This window comes from Nocardia sp. PLKS1-43 (assembly GCF_059510335.1).
Genome location: NZ_JCAJZQ010000006.1, coordinates 285,048 through 303,589, shown reverse-complemented (window position 1 = coordinate 303,589; position 18,542 = coordinate 285,048). Strand labels below are relative to the sequence as shown.

The following is an 18,542-nucleotide window of genomic DNA, read 5'->3' as shown; positions in this document are numbered from 1 at the left end:
CCATGGCCGGACCCGTCGACCCGCGCCTGTGGCGGTACGCGCGTTCCGCGCGTCGGTATCTCGTTCTCAGCGTGGGGTTTTCGCTGGTGACGACCGGTTGCATCGTGGTGGCCGCGGCGATGTCGGCGCGGGTGCTGGCCGGGGTGATCACCGATCCCGGACGTCGCACACTCGGCTCGTGGACAGTGCAGATCACGGTGCTGGCCGCCGCGGTCGCCTGCCGGGGCCTGGCGACCTGGTGGCAGTCCAGGCTGGCGCATCGGGCCGGGGCGCAGGTCGTGGCCGAGTTGGAGCAGGCCGTCCTGGCGCGCGGGGCCGGCCTCGCACCGCGCGAGCTGGATTCGCGGCGAACGGAATTGGCGGTCGTGGTCGGCAGCGCGCTGAGCGGGTTGCGGGCGTATCTGACCGGTTATCTGCCCGCGCTGCTGCTGGCCGCGCTGGTGCCGCCCATCGTCCTGGCGGTCATCGCATCGCACGATCCGACCGCCGGGGTGATCATCCTGGTCACGCTGCCGCTGATCCCGGTGTTCATGGTGCTGATCGGGTTGATGACCCAGGGGCGGTCCGCCGCGACGCTGGCCGCCGCCACACGGCTGTCCGATCAGTTGCTCGACCTGTTCGCGGGAATGCCTACGCTGCGCGCACTCGGACGTGAAACCGCCGGTGCCGCAGCAGATTCCGCGATGACCATGCGGCATCGGGTGCGAGCGCTGGGGGAATCCCTGCAGGCGCGGACGATGTCGGCGCTGCGGGTGGCCTTCCTGTCCTCGATGGTGCTGGAGATGCTGGCCACGCTGTGTGTCGCACTGGTGGCGGTTTCGATCGGAATGCGCCTGGTATTCGGGCACATGAGCCTGTACGCGGGATTGCTCGGGCTGATTCTCGCGCCGGAGGTGTATCTGCCGCTGCGGGCGGTGGGCGAGCGCTTCCATGCCGCGCAGGACGGTATGGCCGCCGCCGAGAAGGCCTTCGCGATACTGGAATCCGATGATCGCGCGGTGGAAGTCACCGGCGCGCGGGAGATCGCGGATCTCCAGGGTGTGATCGAGATTCGCGATCTTTCGGTCGGGTCGCGCGACGGATTCGCGCCCGCCGGACTGTCCGCGCTGCTGCGACCCGGCGCGATCACGGTGCTGGCCGGCCCGAACGGCTGTGGTAAATCTACTGTGCTGCAATCGATCCTGGGCCTGGTCCGACCCGATGACGGAACGGTTCTGGCGGACGGCTTTCCGGTGCCGGAACTGGACCATGAGTCCTGGTGGGACCATGTCGCCTGGTTGCCGCAGCGTCCGGTACTGCTGCCCGGCACCCTGCGCGAGAATCTCGAACTCCTCGGCGCGAGCACCCGGGCCGATCGCTTGGCGTCTGCCTGCGCCGCAACGGGATTCGACGAAGTCCTGAACGGACTACCCGACGGCTGGGGCACCGTCGTCGGCTCCGGCGGCCTCGGCCTGTCCCTCGGCCAACGTCAGCGCCTCGCCCTGACCCGGGTGCTGGCCGCCGATCGCCCGATCCTGCTGCTGGACGAGCCCACCGCCCACCTCGACGATGCCAGTGCCGCCACCGTCCTGGCCGCCCTCACCGACCGAGCCCGCGCCGGCGCCACGGTCGTCGTCGTGGCCCACCGCCCCGACCTCCTGGCCGTCGCCGACCACGTCGTCGAGGTCCGTGCCTCGCACCGCGATCGGCCGGAAATGCCGGCCGCACCGGATGTTCCCCCTCCAGCACCCGCACCGCCGCCACGCGTTACTCCCGCACCGACCGGGAATACCGGTCCCAATGCCGCCGAAGGGCTTCCCGTGGGGCGTGGCGTGCGGACTGTCCGAAGGTCTCGGGAGGCTGTCCGATGAGGGGAATGTGGGGCGAGTTTCGGCGGATGCGGGAGATGCTGGGGCTGTCGGGGTGGCGGGTCGCGGTCTCGATCGGGTGGGGAGTTCTGGCGCTGGGCAGTGGGCTGGGGTTGGCGGGGCTGGCCGCGTGGTTGATCGCGCGGGCTTGGGAGATGCCGCCGGTGCTGGATTTGAGTGTTGCGGTGGTCGCCGTTCGGGCGCTGGGGATTTCGCGCGGATTGTGCCGGTATCTGGAGCGGCTGGCTACTCACGACGTGGCGTTGCGCGCGATGACGACCGCCCGGACCGGGGTGTACACCGCGTTGGCTCGGGCCGACATCTGGACGCCGGGTTCGCGCGGCGACGCGGAACCTGTTGTGGCTCAGGACGACCCGATGCGCCTGCGGCGTGGAGACCTGCTGACGCGGATCGCCGGCGATATCGATGATCTGGGCGCCGTGGTGGTGCGGGCCGTGGTGCCGATCGCGGTCGCGCTGGTGTTGTCGATCGCCGCCGTAGCCGTGCTGGCAACCGTATCTCCCGCTGCCGCAGCACTTCTGGCCGCCGCACTGGCGGTCGCCGGAATCTTCGCGCCCTGGTTGTCCGCGCGGGCCGCACGGGAGGCCGAACTCGCTGTTCGAGCCGACCGTGCCGAATTCACCGCCGCCGCGATGACGGTGCTCGATCACGCACCCGAGCTGCGCGTCGCCGGACGCCTCGAGCCGGCTCTGGCGACCGCCTCGGCCGCGAGCCGCCGTGCGGTGGCGGCCGAGGATCGCGCCGCCGCGCACAGCGCCTGGGCCGCGGCGGCGACCCCGGTATCGATCGGCGTGAGTGTCCTGGGCGCGCTGCTCATCGGCATCGTGCTCTACGGAGGTCCGGGAACCGTGCGGATGCCCGCCGGCGCACTGCAATCCGTGCCGCCGGGCGCGATCACCCCGATGGCGATGGCCGTGCTGGTCCTGCTGCCGCTGTCCGCGTTCGAGGCCGTGGGCGTACTTCCCGCGGCCGCTCAGGCGCTGACCAGAGGCCGAGCCGCACTGCATCGGATCACCACCGCCGAGAAGACGAAAGACATTCGCACCCAACGGGTTCCACTGAGCGATCTGCCCGCCCTGCCCGCGGGCCGCCGGATCGCGGTCCTCGGCCCGAGCGGCGCGGGTAAGACCACACTGCTCATGGCCTGGGCCGGGCTGTTCGGCACGCCGCGTCCGGGGGTCACCTTCTTCGCCGAGGACGCGCACCTGTTCGGCACGACTGTCCTGGAGAATCTGCGGGTCGCCCGTGGCGATATCACCGAGGACGAGGCTCGCGCGGCCCTGCGCGCGGTCGGCGCGGGCGACTGGCTCGACGACCTGCCCGAGGGCCTGCACACGGAGTTGATCGGCGGCGCGGCGGCGGTATCGGGCGGCCAGCGCCGCCGCATCCTGCTCGCCCGGGCCCTGCTCTCCCCGGCCGAGGTCCTGCTGCTGGACGAACCGACCGAGCATCTGGAAGCCGACGCCAGCGCCGACCTCCTGCGTGCGCTGCTCGACGACAGCAGCGGCTTGATCGCCCCCGATCGAAAGGTCGTGGTCGTCACCCATCAACTGCCCCGGGACCATCGGGCGGACACGATCGTCCGGGTAGCCTCCGGCGGCCGTGTCACTGTCGAGCCCGCCGCAACCGTCCTCACCAGCGATTTCGCCTCCCGCGAAAATACGTTGCCGACCGGCGGAACCAGCTATTAGATTCGTTGGTACACGGGAAGGAGGTGGTTCGAAGAATGAGTATTCATAGGACACGTGAGGTGGCTGTCAGCTGAGCGCCACCGCTGCGACGGGTTGACCGTCCGCGCGAGCGCGCGGCGAATCCCAGGCAGTCACCCGGCCCCCGAGTCCCCGGCACGTCCGACCGGGACCGCAGGATGATCCGTCATCCGCGGTACGACTCGGGGGTCGTTCCTTTTCCCAGTGAGTCGTCTTGGACCAGGGGTTACGCTATGGGCATGACCGTTGAGCCGGTACCTGATTGGGTGATCCCGCCACCAGAGGGGTTCACGGTCGACGCATTCCTGCAATTGCCCGGCCTTCCACGCCATACCGAACTGATCGACGGGAGTCTGATCTTCGTGAGCCCGCAGGTCAAGTGGCACAGGCAGGTCATCGACCACCTGCGACGTGAGCTGGACCTGCAGGCACCGCAGAACCTGCGGGCCGACCGTGAGATGGCGGTCAAGCTCGGGGTACGCCAGATGCCGGAGCCGGATGTTCTCGTCGTCACGTCCGAGGCGCTCGATCGGGCAGATCCCGAGAGCTACTATTTCGCCGAAGACGTGGTCTTGGCGGTCGAGGTGGTCTCACCGGACTCGCAGGAACGAGACCGGGATACCAAACCCGCCAAGTACGCCAAGGCCGGGATTCGTCACTACTGGCGAGTGGAGCGCAACGGTGCAGCGCCCGTGGTGTACGCCTACGAACTGGACCCCGCCACCAACGTCTATGCGCTGCTGGGGATTTTCCACGACAGTCTGAAAATCTCGGTACCGTTTCCGATCGAGATCGACCTGTCCGAGAAGACGCGGCGCGGCTGAGGCGGAGCCTCAGCCGATGTAGCGCTGCAGGCGAGCCGACAAGCGGGGTTCGAGGGCGCCGTCGGCTACCACGCGCTCCTCGACGTAGCCCAGGTCGCCGCCTTCGACGATGCCGTAGAGGCGTTTGGCGCCGCCCACCACCGCGCCGGACTGGCTGCGGATGACAACGTCGGTGGCGAGTTCCCAGGAGGACTGGGTGAGGGCCTGGCCGTAGAACAGCTCGACGATGCCGGAGCTGTGCGTGAGCAGCAGTTCGATGACCTCGTCGTCGCCGTCCATGCCGACTCGCCAGAACCCGCTCTCGCGCAGGTCGGGGCCGTCGTACTTGCCCTCGGCGTCGATCACCCAGGAACGGGACTGCCAGGTCAGATAGTCGCCGCCGTCGTGCGAGACGATGATCTGCTGGCCGAAGTGGTAGTCCCCGCGCTCGGGATCGTTACCCTCGCCTTCACCACGCCACACGCCGACCAGCGGCAGCAGCGCGAGCATCGAGGAACTCAGATCCGGCCCCAGCCGCAAATTGGCGGTGTCCTCGGGCAGCGGCAGGTCCGGAAGCTGCGGAATGTTGCGCACGCCGGTGGACTTCGCACGCTCGGCCGCCTCGCTCACCGCGGCATCGCCACTGCGATGCGCGGGCTCGGCCCCGTTGCCCGTAGCGGACGCGGAACCGTTCGTCGTCGAGTTCTCGGCGTGCTCGGCCTCGGTCACGACTCGGTGAAGAGCCGGTAGAGGACGTACAGACCGAACCAGGCGATCAGCACGGAGACGAGAACCAGCAAAATCTCGAAGGTAAGGACCACACTCGGAGTCTATCGACCTCGATGCCCGCTACGGAATCGGGTAGGTGTGTGGTGTCTGTATTTATCTGAACGACGAGCCCGCGCCGAAAACCTTGCAGGTCTTCTTGCTGAGCCTTTCGCTTCGCGGGCGATTTCCAGCGGGACGCCAGACGCTTCGCCGCTGGGCGCGTCTGGCTTTGGCCTCGCTTCGCTTCGGCGGGTTTTCGGTGTGGTCGGTGCCGGGCCTTGGGTGTTGTTGGTGAGCCTGGCCAGTTCCACCGCGAAGACGGCTGCTCGACATCCGAGCTCCTGGGATGTCCCAACGTTTCGTGGGCGACTTCCGGCGGGACGGAGACGCTTCACGTCGGAGCGGCCCGGGTGGCAGGGGACTTACGTTCGGTGCGGGTTCGCCTGCGGCGCAGCGGGATTGGGGTTGCGCTGGTGTGTGTTGTCCGGATATGACTGAGCGGCAGCCTGTTCGCACAGGCTGCCGCTCGGTCCGGTTGCCCGGCAGGCTATTTCGCTACCGACACGTCCACGTTGTGGATGCCGGCGCCCTCGGGGGCGACCTTCGCGGTGCCGTTGCCCGCGGAGGACAGGGCGCGGATGGTCCAGGTGCCGGGGGCGGCGAAGAACCGGAAGTCACCGGTACCCGAAGCGACGACCTCGGCGGTGAACTCGTCGCTGGAGTCCAGTAGACGGACGAACGCACCACCGACGGGATTGCCGTCGGCGTCGAGGACACGACCGGTCAGGACCGTCTCCTTTTCGGTGTCGACATTGGCAGGCAGGGTCTGGCCCTGAGTAGGTGCTGCGCACATAGGAATTAGGCTCCCAACTCGATCGGTGCTCCCACGAGGGAGCCGTACTCGGTCCAGCTTCCGTCGTAGTTCTTGACATTCTTGTGGCCGAGCAGCTCCTGCAGCACGAACCAGGTGTGCGAGGAACGCTCGCCGATGCGGCAGTAGGCGATGGTCTCCTTCTCGCCGTCCAGGCCCGCATCCTTGTACAGCTCCGCCAGCTCCTCGTCGGAACGGAAGGTGCCGTCCTCGTTCGCGGCCTTGCTCCACGGCACGTTGATCGCGCCGGGGATGTGGCCGGGACGCTGGCTCTGCTCCTGCGGCAGATGCGCCGGGGCGAGGATCTTGCCGGAGAACTCATCGGGCGAACGCACGTCGACGAGGTTCTTGGTGCCGATCGCGGCGATCGCGTCGTCCCGGAACGCGCGAATGGACAGGTCCTGCTCACCGGCCTTGTAGGTGGTGGCCGGTCGGCTCACCGCGGCCGTCGACAGCGGGCGGCCGTCGAGCTCCCACTTCTTGCGGCCGCCGTCGAGCAGCTTGACGTTCTGGTGGCCGTACAGCTTGAAGTACCAGTAGGCGTACGCGGCGAACCAGTTGTTGTTGCCGCCGTACAGGACCACCGTGTCGTCGTTGGAGATGCCGCGCGCGGACAGCAGGTCGGAGAACTGCTCACGGTTGACGAAATCGCGACGGACCGCGTCCTGCAGGTCCTTCTTCCAATCGATCTTGACGGCACCTTCGATGTGGCCCGTGTCGTAGGCGGAGGTGTCCTCGTCGACCTCGACGATGACGACGCCGGGGGCGTTGAGGTTCTCTTCTACCCAGTCTGCGGAGACCAGGACATCGGAGCGAGCCATGTTGTTCCTTTCGATGTGACTTGCCGGGCTAGGTGGGGGACTGTGTGGGCGCGGGAAGGACCCGCTGCACGAGGGGGTAGATCTTGCACCCCAGGCAGATGCCGAAGGCCGCGTTCAGGAACGCCGCGAACAGTGCGAAGGCCGTGAAGATCGCGCCGGCCACGACGCTCCCGGCGGCGAAGCCGATCAGGCCGGCCACCGCGAAGACGAGGCCGACCAGCTGGGCGAACCGCAGCGGCGCGACGGGCTCGACCTCGGTGGGCGGGCCGACGCGCGGTGCGACGAGCCTGGCGTAGATCTGCCCGTACGGGCTGCGTCGCGGTCCGAGTAGCGCGCCGAGTGCGAACACCACCGCCTGCAGGGCGATGAGTACCGCGGCGGCCGGTACCGAGACGGCCGAGACGATCAGGACAACGACCAGAACGCCGGTGGTCAGCCACGCCGCGAAGCGGGGACCACGGACATCGACCTGGCCGGGCCGGGACTGCCGGGTGAATAAATCGGTGTCGGGTTGGGACATCGGAAGAACTCCTGCGCTGCGTATGTCTGTCGGGATTCGAGTCGGATCACCGGGGGATCGACGAGATCACTCACGCGGTAGGACAACCGGTCGGCAGCGAAAGAAAGTAAAGGCCGACCGGCTACATGCACAGGCAGCAACAACCGCCGAGGCGGCACAGATCGACTGTGCGGCGACGGGTGAGCATCAGCTCTCGGCGGGTTTGCACGTCGATCAGTTTACCCGGTTCGGCGCGGAAATTGGGCCCGGGGTCCGGAATCGATGCGTTCGACCTGCTCACAGCCGGTCAGTGAGCGGTTTCGTACCCAACGGGACGGGTTCTCGCCCCCGGCTCAGGCGCAGCGGGGTTCGGGCTGCGTGAGCGGGATCAAGGCGCTGCGCAGATCCGCTGTCTTGGGCACGCCGGAGATCCGGAAGCGTTCGCGGCCCTCGGCGTCGAAGACGAAGGTGGTCGGCAGGGACAGCACGTTCAGCTCGCGGGCCAGTGCCGGCTCGGCATCGATGTCCACCTCGATATCGCGCGGCGGGGCCTGCGTCTCGGACAGGTCGGCCACGACGCCGCCGACGACCCGGCGCACCGCGGCGCACGGGCCGCACCACTCGGCGGAGAAGTGCAGCACCGCGGGTTGCGCCGCGCCGACGCCGACCGTGGCCAGCAGCGCCGCGCGCTCGGCGGCCTCGGGCGCGTTCGCCTCGGCCGCCGGCGCGTTCCGTACGCGCCCTTCGCGGCGGCGCACCAGAATGCCGACGACGGCGGCGATGAGCAGCACCGCCACGAGAATCATGATCTGCGTCATGGCTGGGCGAACCTGTCCATATCGATCGTCATACTGTGGCCCTCCCCTTCGACGATGATATTGCCGCCGAGCGCCTTGACGCTGGTCGGGTGCACACCGAAGGGAAGATCGCGGGTGTCGATGGTCCGGCTGAACCGGGCCAGCACCGCGGTTTTGTCCAGGTCGGGGCTCAGCTCCACGGAATTCGTGGTGGTGGTCTCGTCGCCGTGATACAGATCCGTCGCGACGATGCGGACCTGGTCGCCGTCCAGCATCAGATCGGCCTTCACGCTGACGCGCTCGGTACTGCGCGGTTCGGGCCCGAGCGGGATGGTGCCGCTGAGGATGAGCGCGCCCTGGGTGGTCACACCCGAACCGCCGGAACCGCCGGTGCCGTCCGATTTGTCGGCCGGTGGCCCGCGCATGTCCAGGTCGGGGATGTTGAACAACCGGCCCAGCTCGACCGGCTCGATGCGCATCCGCCCGGCCACCCGGTCCACCGAGACCGAGCGGGTATCGCCGTCCAGCAGCGCGTGCGCCGGCAGATGGACGCCGTTGAGCGTCGCCTCGACCAGGATCTGGCCCGGGATGTCCGGCCGGTTCGCGCTGGCCCGGATCTCGACGTTGCGGAAATCGCCGTGCCAGGCCTGCAGGACGAACGGGAAGCCGTGCATGGTCACGTCGGGGTCGGCGCTGAGTTCGCCGCCCGCGCGCAGCGACCGCGAGACCCGATACTCCGAATAGGCCGCCGCGGTGAAATCCACCACGACCGCGGCCGCCACGAGCAGCAGCAGCCCGAGGACGAGTCTGCGCACCACGACCGCGCGGATCGGCGCGCGAACGTTCTCGGCGGGTGCGCCGGATTCGGCGCTGGAGCGCTGCGGGGCCGGGCGGAGGCCCGGCGTCTCCGTCGGGTTACTCATGGATGCGGCCGTCTCTGCGCGGTTCGCCGGACACGGCCGGGCCGGTGCGCGGGCGTGGTGTCTCAGCCATCCGCTCGCCCGCCCGTGCGCATCTCGGACGGGGTGAGCGCGTGCTCGCGAGGCGCGCCGCCGGGTCGGCGGGGTGCGACAGGTCGGGTCGTCGGGGTACCCGGTGAGTTACCCATGCATGCACGATATCTGTTGCCGCCGCGATCGGCCCGGGGCGTTCGCTGATCGCGGACCCGCTCGGCTCGGCGCGAGATGGGCCATCGGTTCGGAATGCATGGGCAACTCGGCAGACGCGCTAATGTAGGCACGAATTACCAGTGCTAACCAGCATGATGTCGCGGACGTACAGCGAGGTTGCCGCGGACATGCCAGATTGGGAGGAGAGCCGGTGGAGCTGCTCCTGCTGACCTCGGACCCGAACCCGGAGTCGGTCCTGCCCTCGCTGGCGTTGTTACCGCACAACGTCCGTCCCGCGCCTACCGAGGTGTCTTCCCTGCTCGAGGCCGGGTCCGCCGATATCGCGCTGGTGGACGCACGGACCGATCTGGCCGCCGCGCGCGGGCTGTGCCGGCTGCTCGGCAGCACCGGATCCTCGGTCCCGGTCGTCGCGGTGCTCACCGAGGGCGGGCTGGTCGCGGTCAACGCCGACTGGGGTCTGGACGACATCCTGCTGCCCGGCACCGGCCCCGCCGAACTCGACGCCCGGCTGCGTCTGCTGGTGGCGCGCAACGGCGGTTCGGCCAGCCCCGAGAACACCGGCAAGATCACCCTGGGCGAGCTGGTGATCGACGAGGGCACCTACACCGCCCGGCTGCGCGGCCGCCCGCTCGACCTGACCTACAAGGAATTCGAACTGCTGAAGTACCTCGCCCAGCACGCGGGACGGGTGTTCACCCGGGCCCAGCTGTTGCAGGAGGTCTGGGGTTACGACTTCTTCGGCGGCACCCGCACGGTGGACGTCCACGTGCGACGGCTGCGCGCCAAACTCGGCAGTGAATACGAATCGCTCATCGGCACGGTGCGCAACGTCGGCTACAAGGCGGTGCGCCCGGCGCGTTCGAATGCCAAGTCCGACACGGCCCCGGCGGCCGAGGAGGGACAGCCCGCCGAGGATGCGCAGCCGGCTCCGGTCAACGGTTCGCTCTCGTGACCGCGGCCGCGTTGTCGGGGTGGACCGGCGAGCTGTCCGCCGACACGGTCTCCCAGGTTCGCGAACTGCTCCGGCGGTCGGACGAATTCGACGGCGTCGCACCGGTTTCCGAGCAGGCGGTGCTGTCCCTGGAGGTGTCCGGCGCGGCCCGGCATCTGCTCGCGACGCGCGAGGGAGTGGTGGCCGGATACGCGAATCTCGTTGCCGCACATGGTGAACACCCCGCGATGGCGGAGGTCGCGGTGGATCCGCGACATCGCGGCCGCGGGATCGGCGCGGCCCTGGTGGGCGCGGCCCTGGGCGAGGGCGGCCGGGACGCGCGGGTGTGGGCGCACGGCAATCTGCCCTCGGCGCGCGCGGTGGCCGGACGTCTCGGGCTGAGTGTGGCACGCGAACTGTGGCAAATGCGCCGCCCACTGGCAACGCCGGAGTTACCGGCGCTGTCGATTCCGGCCGGAATCACCCTGCGGACCTATGCCGGTCCGTCCGACGACGCCGAACTGCTGCGCGTCAACAACGCGGCGTTCGACTGGCATCCCGAACAGGGCGGCTGGACCGAGGCGGATTTCGCGGTGCGGCGCGAATCGTCCTGGTTCGATCCGCAGGGACTGTTCGTCGCGGTGGACACCGCGCGGCCCGAAACCATCCTGGGCTTCCACTGGACCAAGGTGCACGACGCCGCGGAGAACACCGGCTCGCCGGTGGGCGAGGTGTACGTGGTCGGTATCGATCCCGCCGCGCAGGGCCGCGGCCTGGGACGGCTACTGACCCTCGCGGGCCTGCATTACCTGCGTGATCGCGGTTCGGCCGAGGTGCTGCTCTACACCGAGGCGGACAACACCGCCGCGGTGCACACCTACACCAGGCTGGGTTTCGGTACCTCGCACGTCGACGCCGCGTACGCCGCGCGCTGATACCCGACGCGATCGGCGGGCGCTAGGGGCCTTGGTCGATACGCCGGTAACTCTGCGGCAAATGTCACAGCAGCAAATCGCAATAGCGCCGGCTTGTTCACTCCGCGTTCACTTACCCAGGTCCAACTGTCAACCGGCCGAACCTACGTTACTTGTGGGCAGTACCCGCTGCCTGGTGTGCGAGTTCTGCGAACAGCCACCACGGTACCCGTCCGGTCGTTGAGGGATCGGGCGTGTCTCGAGCGTTACCGGAGGATTAGGTGAATCTCAAGCGCAGCAGCGCTCTCATCGGCGTGCTGGCGGCAGCCGGCGCCCTGACCTTGTCGGCCTGTGGGAGTGACAACAACACCGCGTCGACCGGGGGCACCGCATCGAAGGTCAACGTCGACTGCGGTGGCAAGAAGGCGCTCAAGGCGAGCGGTTCCACGGCCCAGAAGAACGCCATGGACCGCTTCATCGCCGCTTACCAGCAGAACTGCGACGGCTACAAGCTGGACTACACCGGCAGTGGTTCGGGTGCGGGCATCAACGACTTCATCGGTGGCCAAACCGATTTCGCCGGTTCGGACTCCCCGCTGGACCCGAAGAAGGGCGAGCCCGACAAGGCCGCACAGCGGTGCGGTTCGACCGCCTGGGATCTGCCGACCGTCTTCGGTCCGATCGCCGTCACCTACAACATCACCGGTGTGGACAACCTGGTGCTGGACGGCCCGACCGCGGCCAAGGTGTTCAGCGGCCAGATCAAGAACTGGAACGACCCGGCCATCAAGGCGCTCAACACCGGCATCGCCGACAAGCTGCCGGATCTGGCCATCAACGTGGTCTTCCGCAGCGACCAGTCCGGCACGACCGACAACTTCCAGCACTACCTGGATGCCGCGTCCAAGGGCGCGTGGGGCAAGGGCGCGGGCAAGGTCTTCAACGGCGGCGTCGGCGAGGGTGCGCAGGGTAACGACGGCACCTCGGCCGCGATCAACCGCACCCCGGGTTCGATCACCTACAACGAGTGGTCGTTCGCCAAGGCGCAGAACCTGCACATGGCGCGCATCCTGACCGACGCGTCGGTGAAGCCGGTCGAGCTGACCACCGACTCGGCCAGCAAGGCCGTCGCGAGCGTCAAGGTCAAGGGCACGGGCAACGACCTGGTGCTGGACACCTCCTCGTTCTACAACCCGACCGATCCGGCCGCGTACCCGATCATGCTCGGCACCTACGAGGTGGTCTGCTCGAAGTACAGCGACGCCGACACCGCCAAGGCCGTCAAGGCGTTCCTGACCTCCGCGGTCAACAACGGTCAGGCCGGTCTGGACACAGCCGGGTACATCCCGCTGCCGGACTCGTTCAAGGCCAAGCTGACCACCGCCATCAACGCCATCTCCTGATAGCTGCCACCCATGACCGTGCACGACGATGTCACCGCCGCGGGCCAGTCGGAATCGACCGGCCCGCGGGCGGGCGGCGATACTGCTCGAATGCCGAGTGATCCCGTCACCGATCCGGCGAAGTCCACCCGGCCGGGTGTCAGCAGGAAACCGGAATTGATCTTCCGGTCGCTGGCCACCGCGGCGGGTGCGACGATCGTCGCCGCCATCGCGCTGATCGCACTGTTCCTCCTGATCCGGGCCGTGCCCTCGATCGGGGCGAACAAGGCGAACTTCTTCACCAGCGGCGAGTTCAACACCAACGATGCCAACAACCTGAAGTTCGGCATCAGAGACCTGTTCATGGTCACGGTGATGAGCGCGCTCATGGCGCTGGTGATCGCGGTGCCGGTGGGCGTCGGTATCGCGCTGTTCCTGACCCAGTACGCGCCCAAGGCGCTGGCCCGCCCGTTCTCGATGCTGGTGGACCTGCTGGCGGCGGTGCCATCGATCGTGTTCGGTCTGTGGGGGTTCCTGGTGCTGGCCGAGAAGCTGGTGCCGGTGGAGAAGTTCTTCCACGACACTTTCGGCTGGTTCTTCCTGTTCAAGTTGGGCAACGTCTCGATCGACGGCGGCGGCACGATCTTCACCGCAGGCGTCGTGCTGGCGGTGATGATCCTGCCGATCATCACCTCGGTCAGCCGCGAGGTGTTCAATCTCACGCCGCGTGCGCACATCGAGGCCGCGCAGGCGCTCGGTGCGACCAAGTGGGAAGTGGTGCGGATGACCGTGCTGCCCTACGGTCGCAGCGGTGTGATCGCCGGGTCGATGCTCGGTCTGGGGCGCGCCCTGGGTGAGACCATCGCGGTGCTGATCGTGCTGCGCACCGCACAGCAGCCGGGTCACTGGTCGCTGTTCGACGGCGGGTACACCTTCGCCTCCAAGATCGCTTCGGCCGCTTCGGAATTCAGCCAGGCGCTGCCGACCGGCGCCTACATCGCCGCGGGCTTCGTGCTGTTCGTGCTGACCTTCGTGGTCAACGCGCTGGCCAGGATCGCCGCGGGCGGGAAGGTGAACGGGTGATGACCACAGCCACCTTGGACAAGCCCATCAAGGCGCGCGCCTTCCGCGAGATCTCACTGGGTCGCAAGGTCCGCAACAACATCGCGACGCTGGTGATGTGGTTGTGCTTCGCGATCGCGCTGGTGCCGCTGGCCTGGGTGCTCATCGTGGTGGTGAGCAAGGGCGTCAGCTCGATCACTCGCAGCGGCTGGTGGACCAACTCGCAGTACGGCGTGCTGCCCGAGCAGTACGCTGGTGGCGTCTACCACGCGATCTTCGGCACCGTCGCCCAGGCGCTGGTCGCGGCGGTCATCGCCATCCCGCTGGGCGTGATGGCCGCGGTCTACCTGATCGAATACGGTGGCGGCCGGTTGGCCAAGGTCACCACGTTCATGGTCGACATCCTCGCCGGTGTGCCGTCGATCGTGGCCGCGCTGTTCGTGTTCTCGCTGTGGATCGCGACGCTGAAGTTCGGGCAGAGCGCACTGGCCGTGTCCTTCGCCCTGGTGCTGCTCATGCTGCCGGTGGTGGTGCGCAGCACCGAGGAGATGCTCAAGCTGGTCCCCGACGAATTGCGCGAGGCTTCGTACGCGCTGGGCATCCCGAAGTGGAAGACCATCGTGCGGATCGTGGTCCCGACCGCCCTGCCCGGCATGATCAGCGGCATGCTGCTGGCCGTGGCGCGCGTGATGGGCGAGACCGCGCCGGTGCTGGTGCTGGTCGGCTATTCGAAGTCGATCAACTTCAACATCTTCCAGGGCAATATGGCCTCGCTGCCGCTGCTGGTCTACCAGGAGCTGTCCAATCCGCAACCCGCAGGTGTGGCGCGGGTGTGGGGTGCGTCGCTGACGCTGATCCTGATCATCGCCCTGCTGTACGTGGGGGCCGCGGTCGTCAACAAGCTGCTCACACGGAACCGATAGAAGCGAACGGAATAACGACATGGCCAAGCGGATCGACGTCAAAGATCTGAACATCTACTACGGCAGGTTCCACGCCGTCTCCGATGTGTCGCTGACCGTGCTGCCGCGCAGCGTCACCGCCTTCATCGGTCCCTCCGGTTGCGGTAAGTCCACCGTGTTGCGCTCGCTGAACCGCATGCACGAGGTCACCCCCGGCGCCCGCGTCGAGGGCGCGGTGCTGCTGGACGGCGAGGACATCTACGGCGCGACGATCGACCCGGTCGGCGTGCGCCGCACCATCGGCATGGTGTTCCAGCGCCCGAACCCGTTCCCCACCATGTCGATTCGCGACAACGTGGTGGCCGGCCTGCGGTTGCAGGGCGTGCGCAACAAGAAGGAACTGGCCGAGGTTGCCGAGCGGTCGCTGCGCGGTGCGAACCTCTGGAACGAGGTCAAGGACCGGCTCGACAAGCCCGGCGGCGGCCTGTCCGGTGGTCAGCAGCAGCGTTTGTGCATCGCCCGCGCGATCGCGGTCTCGCCCGACGTACTGCTGATGGACGAGCCCTGTTCGGCACTGGACCCGATCTCCACCCTGGCGATCGAGGACCTGGTCTCGGAACTGAAGAAGCAGTACACGATCGTCATCGTGACCCACAACATGCAGCAGGCCGCCCGCGTCAGCGACCAGACGGCCTTCTTCAACCTCAAGGAGCAGGGCAAGCCCGGCAACCTGGTGGAGATCGACGAGACGGAGAAGATCTTCTCCAACCCCTCCCAGAAGGCCACGGAAGACTACATCTCCGGCCGCTTCGGGTAGGAGGGATTGCGCCCCCCAACCTGCCCAAGCTGAATACCGCCGAAACACTGTTGCGCTGCGAGTCTGGACCGTTGGTCACCAGAATCGCAGCGCAACAACTGATTTCGGAAGCATATGGCAACTCGAAGGGGATGCTCGAGGCGCTCTCGCGCTCGACCGCCGACCCTGAGCAATAGTCTCCGGCGCTCGACGACACGTCGCAGTCGCGCAGGCGCGGTGAGTACGCAGGTACTCACCAGCCACCAAAGCTCAGCACACCAACTTATTTCGCAAGCGCATGGGCAACTCCCGGGACCCCGAAACCCGGCCAGGCTCTCGATCGCCGGCCCGACGCCCAACTCTCCCCGTACCCAACGACCCGCTGGCGTCCCGAGGAAGCGGAAGCGCGTTAGATCCTTTCGACGTCCGCGTCCTCTTGGTCGGGCGGCAGCACGCCGGTGACCAGGAAGACCACCCGGCGTCCGATCTCGACGGCGTGGTCAGCGAACCGCTCGTAGTAGCGGCCCAGCAGCGTGACATCGACCGCGGCCGCGACGCCGTGTTTCCATTCGCGGTCCATCAGCAGGGAGAACAGGTGGCGGTGGAGATCGTCCATCGCCTCGTCTTCCTCGTTGAGCTGGGCGGCGCGCTCGGGATCGCGGCTCTCGAGCACCTCCTTGGCCGTGGCGCCCATACTCACCGCGATCCGGCCCATCTCGGCGAAGTAGCCGTTGACCGCCTCGGGCAGCGCGTGGTTGGGATGACGCCGCCGGGCGACCTTGGCCACGTGCAATGCCAGCGCGCCCATGCGGTTCACGTCCGCGACGATCTGAATGGCGCTGACGACCTGACGCAGATCACCCGCGACCGGGGCCTGCAAGGCCAGCAGTGCGAATGCCCGCTCCTCGGCGAGCGTGATCATCTCGGCGATCCGGTCGGAGTCGGTGATCACCTGTTCCGCGAGTGCGAGATCCGCCTGCAGGAGCGACTGCGTCGCCCTGTCCATGGCCGAACCCGCCATACCGGCCATTTCTCCCAGCATGGTGGCGAGTTCGCCCATTTGCTCGTTGTAGATGACACGCATGATACGAACACTAGCTCTCGGCGCTGACCAAGTCACGAACGAGGGATGAATCACTGGTGCATCCCCGGTGGGACACATCTGCGCAGGTGGCAGCGCATCTCAGCGGCAGTTGTCGTCCGCGGCGTTGACGTGCTCGAGATCGCTGGGAAGCGTGACCGAAACCGCCGAGCCGGAACCGTCGGGCGGGGCCGAGGCGACGGTCGGCAAGGGAGTGCCGAACGTCGGCGGAGTACGCACCACGCCGGTGAAATTCTTGCCGAGCGCCACCTGAACGATACTGCCCAGATCCGAGGTGACCTGCAGTTTCGCTCCCGGAAGCGCCGCGGCCACGGTCGCGGCCTCGTCTCGGTGACCGTTCGAATACCGCACCAGGGTTGAGGACAGCACGCCCTGGGGATAGGTGTCGACGCTGTAGATCTGGAAGCCCGGGGCGGCCAGCTTGGTGGCGGTCGCGCTCGCGGCGCCCGAGACCCCCGAGGCATTGGAGACCTGCACCGATACCGTCGTCGGGTCGACCGCGGTGAGTGGTGGCGGTGCGGCGGCCGAGGTGGGCGCGGGCTCGGGTGAGTGTCGCTCGCCCGGCAGCGGTTCGTCGTCGATGATGGCGCTGAAGATCGCCTTGATATCCGATTCGCGCGGAATTTCGTTGCCGTAGGACGTGGTGCCCGCGGTCGGCACGGTCAGGAAGGTTATCGCGTCTGCGGCCACCTTCTGCAGGGATCGGCCGAGCATCAGCAGATCCTGGGTGTTCACGTTGTCCATGAAGGCGTGCGAGGTGAACGCGGCGATGAATCGGTTCAGCTTCACCGGGTCGAACAGCACCCGGTTCGACAACGCACTGCGCAGTAGGGAGGACAGAAAAAGTTGCTGGCGGTGGATTCGGTCGTAGTCGCTGCGTTCCTCGCCGACGACGTGCCTGGCACGCACGTAGTCCAGCGCGGTGACACCGTTGATGACCTGGCGGCCGGCGTTGGACAGGACCGTGCCCAGTTCGGTGTCCACGATCGGCATCTCGGTGCACACCTCCACGCCGCCGACGGTGTCGACCATCGATTCGAATCCGGCGAAGTCGAGGCCGACGAAGTGGTTGATCTTGAGTCCGGACAGTTTCTGGATCACCTTGATCAGACATCTGGGCCCGCCGAGGGCATAGGCGCCGTTGAGCTTGTCGCCCAGCGCCGAGGGATAGTCCGTGTCGGTGTACTGCGCTCGGTCGTTGTTCCAGCCCGTGCAGACCGGTCGGGTGACGTCGAGATCGCGCGGAAAGGACACCACCACAACGCGTTTGCGGCTCGCTGGGATGTTCACAAGCATGACCGTGTCGGAGCGGGCTCCCTCGGCGTCGGCGGTGGTGCCCGCGCCGACGCTGCTGTTCGCGCCCGCACGCGAATCGGTGCCCGCGATCAGGAAGTTCTCGTCGCCGAGCTGACCGACCGGATCCACGATGTCGTGTGATCCGACGTCCAGCGCCTGTACCTTGGTGAAGCCTTTGTCGGTGGCGCGCAGATAGTTCCAGCCCGCGCCGGTCAGCACGAGCGTCGCCACCGCGGCCAGCGCGGCCACGGTGCGCCCGGCGATGCGCAGCCGTCTGCGCTTGCCACCCTGACCTGAGACGCAGGGGATGTGGGGAAAAGGCAGTGCGCCAAAGGTTTTCGGCGCCACCGTGAGTCCGGGCCGGTCGAGATCCGGAACCGGAACCGCCGCGTGCCTGGTTTGCGTTCCGGTGCACAGGTTCTCGGCATCCTGTGACGATTCGGCGCGTGCTCCAGGGCCGGTATCCGATGCGGCCGTGACGGATTCGCCGGGCCCCGCGACAGCGCTCGTCTGCGCATGCGGCACGCCGCTGTCGAGCCGTGTGCTCGGCTGTACGGCAAGCGAAGTGCCGGAGCGGAGACCTCGCCTCGCCTCGTCCGAGGGGCGCGTGTCCGGTCGGGTATCGGCCACCGCCTCGTCGATGTGACGTCGCGAGTTCGGATCCGGCAAATATGTCGCATACCAGGCTTCCGCGGTACCCGCGGCAGCGATCGAGCGACCGAGCACGGTCGGTGCCGCACCCGGTCGCTCCCACGGAGCACGTCCGACCGGAGGCGGTGAGTCTCCGCTCTGATCGTCGTCGCCCATCAACGAACCTCACCTCGCCTAGTGCCGACGATGAAACCGCGCCGAGAGCAAAGCCGAGTCGATGATAATGACCGACCCCGGAGA

At 67.7% G+C, this 18,542-nt stretch carries 17 protein-coding genes; 9 read left to right on the top strand and 8 right to left on the bottom strand.

Translation table 11 applies throughout. The annotated features are described in order from the left end of the window. Window positions 1–2 precede the first annotated feature (2 nt). The 3 genes from cydD to AC5WS7_RS23220 all read left to right on the top strand — a co-directional run bounded on the left by cydD (window position 3) and on the right by AC5WS7_RS23220 (window position 4,401). Window positions 3–1,850, top strand: coding sequence for a thiol reductant ABC exporter subunit CydD (gene cydD, locus AC5WS7_RS23230; RefSeq protein WP_495956664.1), 1,848 nt, complete (start codon window positions 3–5; stop codon window positions 1,848–1,850). A 26-nt stretch (window positions 1,851–1,876) separates the two neighbouring features. Continuing rightward, window positions 1,877–3,559, top strand: a complete 1,683-nt coding sequence (locus tag AC5WS7_RS23225; protein ID WP_495956663.1) for an ATP-binding cassette domain-containing protein — start codon at window positions 1,877–1,879, stop codon at window positions 3,557–3,559. A 257-nt stretch (window positions 3,560–3,816) separates the two neighbouring features. Then, on the top strand, window positions 3,817–4,401 hold the full coding sequence (locus tag AC5WS7_RS23220) for a Uma2 family endonuclease (RefSeq protein ID WP_495956662.1): 585 nt from the start codon (window positions 3,817–3,819) through the stop codon (window positions 4,399–4,401). A 9-nt stretch (window positions 4,402–4,410) separates the two neighbouring features. Here the strand turns inward: AC5WS7_RS23220 and AC5WS7_RS23215 are convergent, their stop codons facing one another. The 6 genes from AC5WS7_RS23215 to AC5WS7_RS23190 all read right to left on the bottom strand — a co-directional run bounded on the left by AC5WS7_RS23215 (window position 4,411) and on the right by AC5WS7_RS23190 (window position 8,951). Beyond that, window positions 4,411–5,010 carry a heme-binding beta-barrel domain-containing protein gene (locus AC5WS7_RS23215; protein WP_495956814.1) on the bottom strand — a complete coding sequence of 200 codons (600 nt, stop codon included), beginning with the start codon at window positions 5,008–5,010 and terminating at the stop codon, window positions 4,411–4,413. Between the two features lie 685 nt (window positions 5,011–5,695). Beyond that, complete coding sequence (locus AC5WS7_RS23210; protein WP_495956661.1) at window positions 5,696–6,001, bottom strand: DUF1416 domain-containing protein; 306 nt, start codon at window positions 5,999–6,001, stop codon at window positions 5,696–5,698. 5 nt (window positions 6,002–6,006) lie between these two features. Beyond that, complete coding sequence (locus AC5WS7_RS23205; RefSeq protein WP_495956660.1) at window positions 6,007–6,840, bottom strand: sulfurtransferase; 834 nt, start codon at window positions 6,838–6,840, stop codon at window positions 6,007–6,009. Window positions 6,841–6,868: 28 nt separating this feature from the next. Then, a complete protein-coding gene (locus AC5WS7_RS23200; RefSeq protein WP_495956659.1) occupies window positions 6,869–7,360 on the bottom strand; it encodes a DUF4395 domain-containing protein in 492 nt (163 codons plus the stop codon). Between the two features lie 332 nt (window positions 7,361–7,692). Then, window positions 7,693–8,157 (bottom strand): thioredoxin family protein, encoded by a 465-nt coding sequence (locus AC5WS7_RS23195; RefSeq protein WP_495956658.1) that lies wholly within the window; start codon window positions 8,155–8,157, stop codon window positions 7,693–7,695. Then, a complete protein-coding gene (locus AC5WS7_RS23190; RefSeq protein ID WP_495956813.1) occupies window positions 8,154–8,951 on the bottom strand; it encodes an LmeA family phospholipid-binding protein in 798 nt (265 codons plus the stop codon). The genes AC5WS7_RS23195 and AC5WS7_RS23190 overlap by 4 nt, the downstream gene beginning before the upstream one ends. Before the next feature lie 505 nt (window positions 8,952–9,456). Between AC5WS7_RS23190 and AC5WS7_RS23185 the strand changes: the two genes are divergently transcribed. From AC5WS7_RS23185 to pstB, 6 genes are all read left to right on the top strand, one after another. Beyond that, entirely contained in the window at window positions 9,457–10,218 is a 762-nt protein-coding gene (locus AC5WS7_RS23185) for a winged helix-turn-helix transcriptional regulator (protein WP_495956657.1), read from the top strand. Beyond that, the gene (mshD, locus tag AC5WS7_RS23180; RefSeq protein ID WP_495956656.1) at window positions 10,215–11,132 is read left to right on the top strand and encodes a mycothiol synthase; all 918 of its coding nucleotides are present in this window, start codon (window positions 10,215–10,217) and stop codon (window positions 11,130–11,132) included. The genes AC5WS7_RS23185 and mshD overlap by 4 nt, the downstream gene beginning before the upstream one ends. 260 nt (window positions 11,133–11,392) lie before the next feature. Next, entirely contained in the window at window positions 11,393–12,514 is a 1,122-nt protein-coding gene (pstS, locus tag AC5WS7_RS23175; RefSeq protein WP_495956655.1) for a phosphate ABC transporter substrate-binding protein PstS, read from the top strand. Window positions 12,515–12,604: 90 nt separating this feature from the next. Then, a complete protein-coding gene (gene pstC / locus AC5WS7_RS23170; protein WP_495956654.1) occupies window positions 12,605–13,576 on the top strand; it encodes a phosphate ABC transporter permease subunit PstC in 972 nt (323 codons plus the stop codon). Beyond that, entirely contained in the window at window positions 13,576–14,478 is a 903-nt protein-coding gene (pstA, locus tag AC5WS7_RS23165) for a phosphate ABC transporter permease PstA (RefSeq protein WP_495956653.1), read from the top strand. The genes pstC and pstA overlap by 1 nt, the downstream gene beginning before the upstream one ends. A 19-nt stretch (window positions 14,479–14,497) precedes the next feature. Continuing rightward, window positions 14,498–15,274, top strand: coding sequence for a phosphate ABC transporter ATP-binding protein PstB (pstB, locus tag AC5WS7_RS23160; protein ID WP_067670077.1), 777 nt, complete (start codon window positions 14,498–14,500; stop codon window positions 15,272–15,274). A gap of 388 nt (window positions 15,275–15,662) precedes the next feature. On the opposite strand, the gene phoU is transcribed toward pstB, so the two are convergent. Further along, window positions 15,663–16,337, bottom strand: coding sequence for a phosphate signaling complex protein PhoU (gene phoU, locus AC5WS7_RS23155; protein WP_495956652.1), 675 nt, complete (start codon window positions 16,335–16,337; stop codon window positions 15,663–15,665). Window positions 16,338–16,436: 99 nt separating this feature from the next. Further along, a complete protein-coding gene (locus tag AC5WS7_RS23150; RefSeq protein WP_495956651.1) occupies window positions 16,437–18,458 on the bottom strand; it encodes an LCP family protein in 2,022 nt (673 codons plus the stop codon). Between the last annotated feature and the right edge of the window lie 84 nt (window positions 18,459–18,542).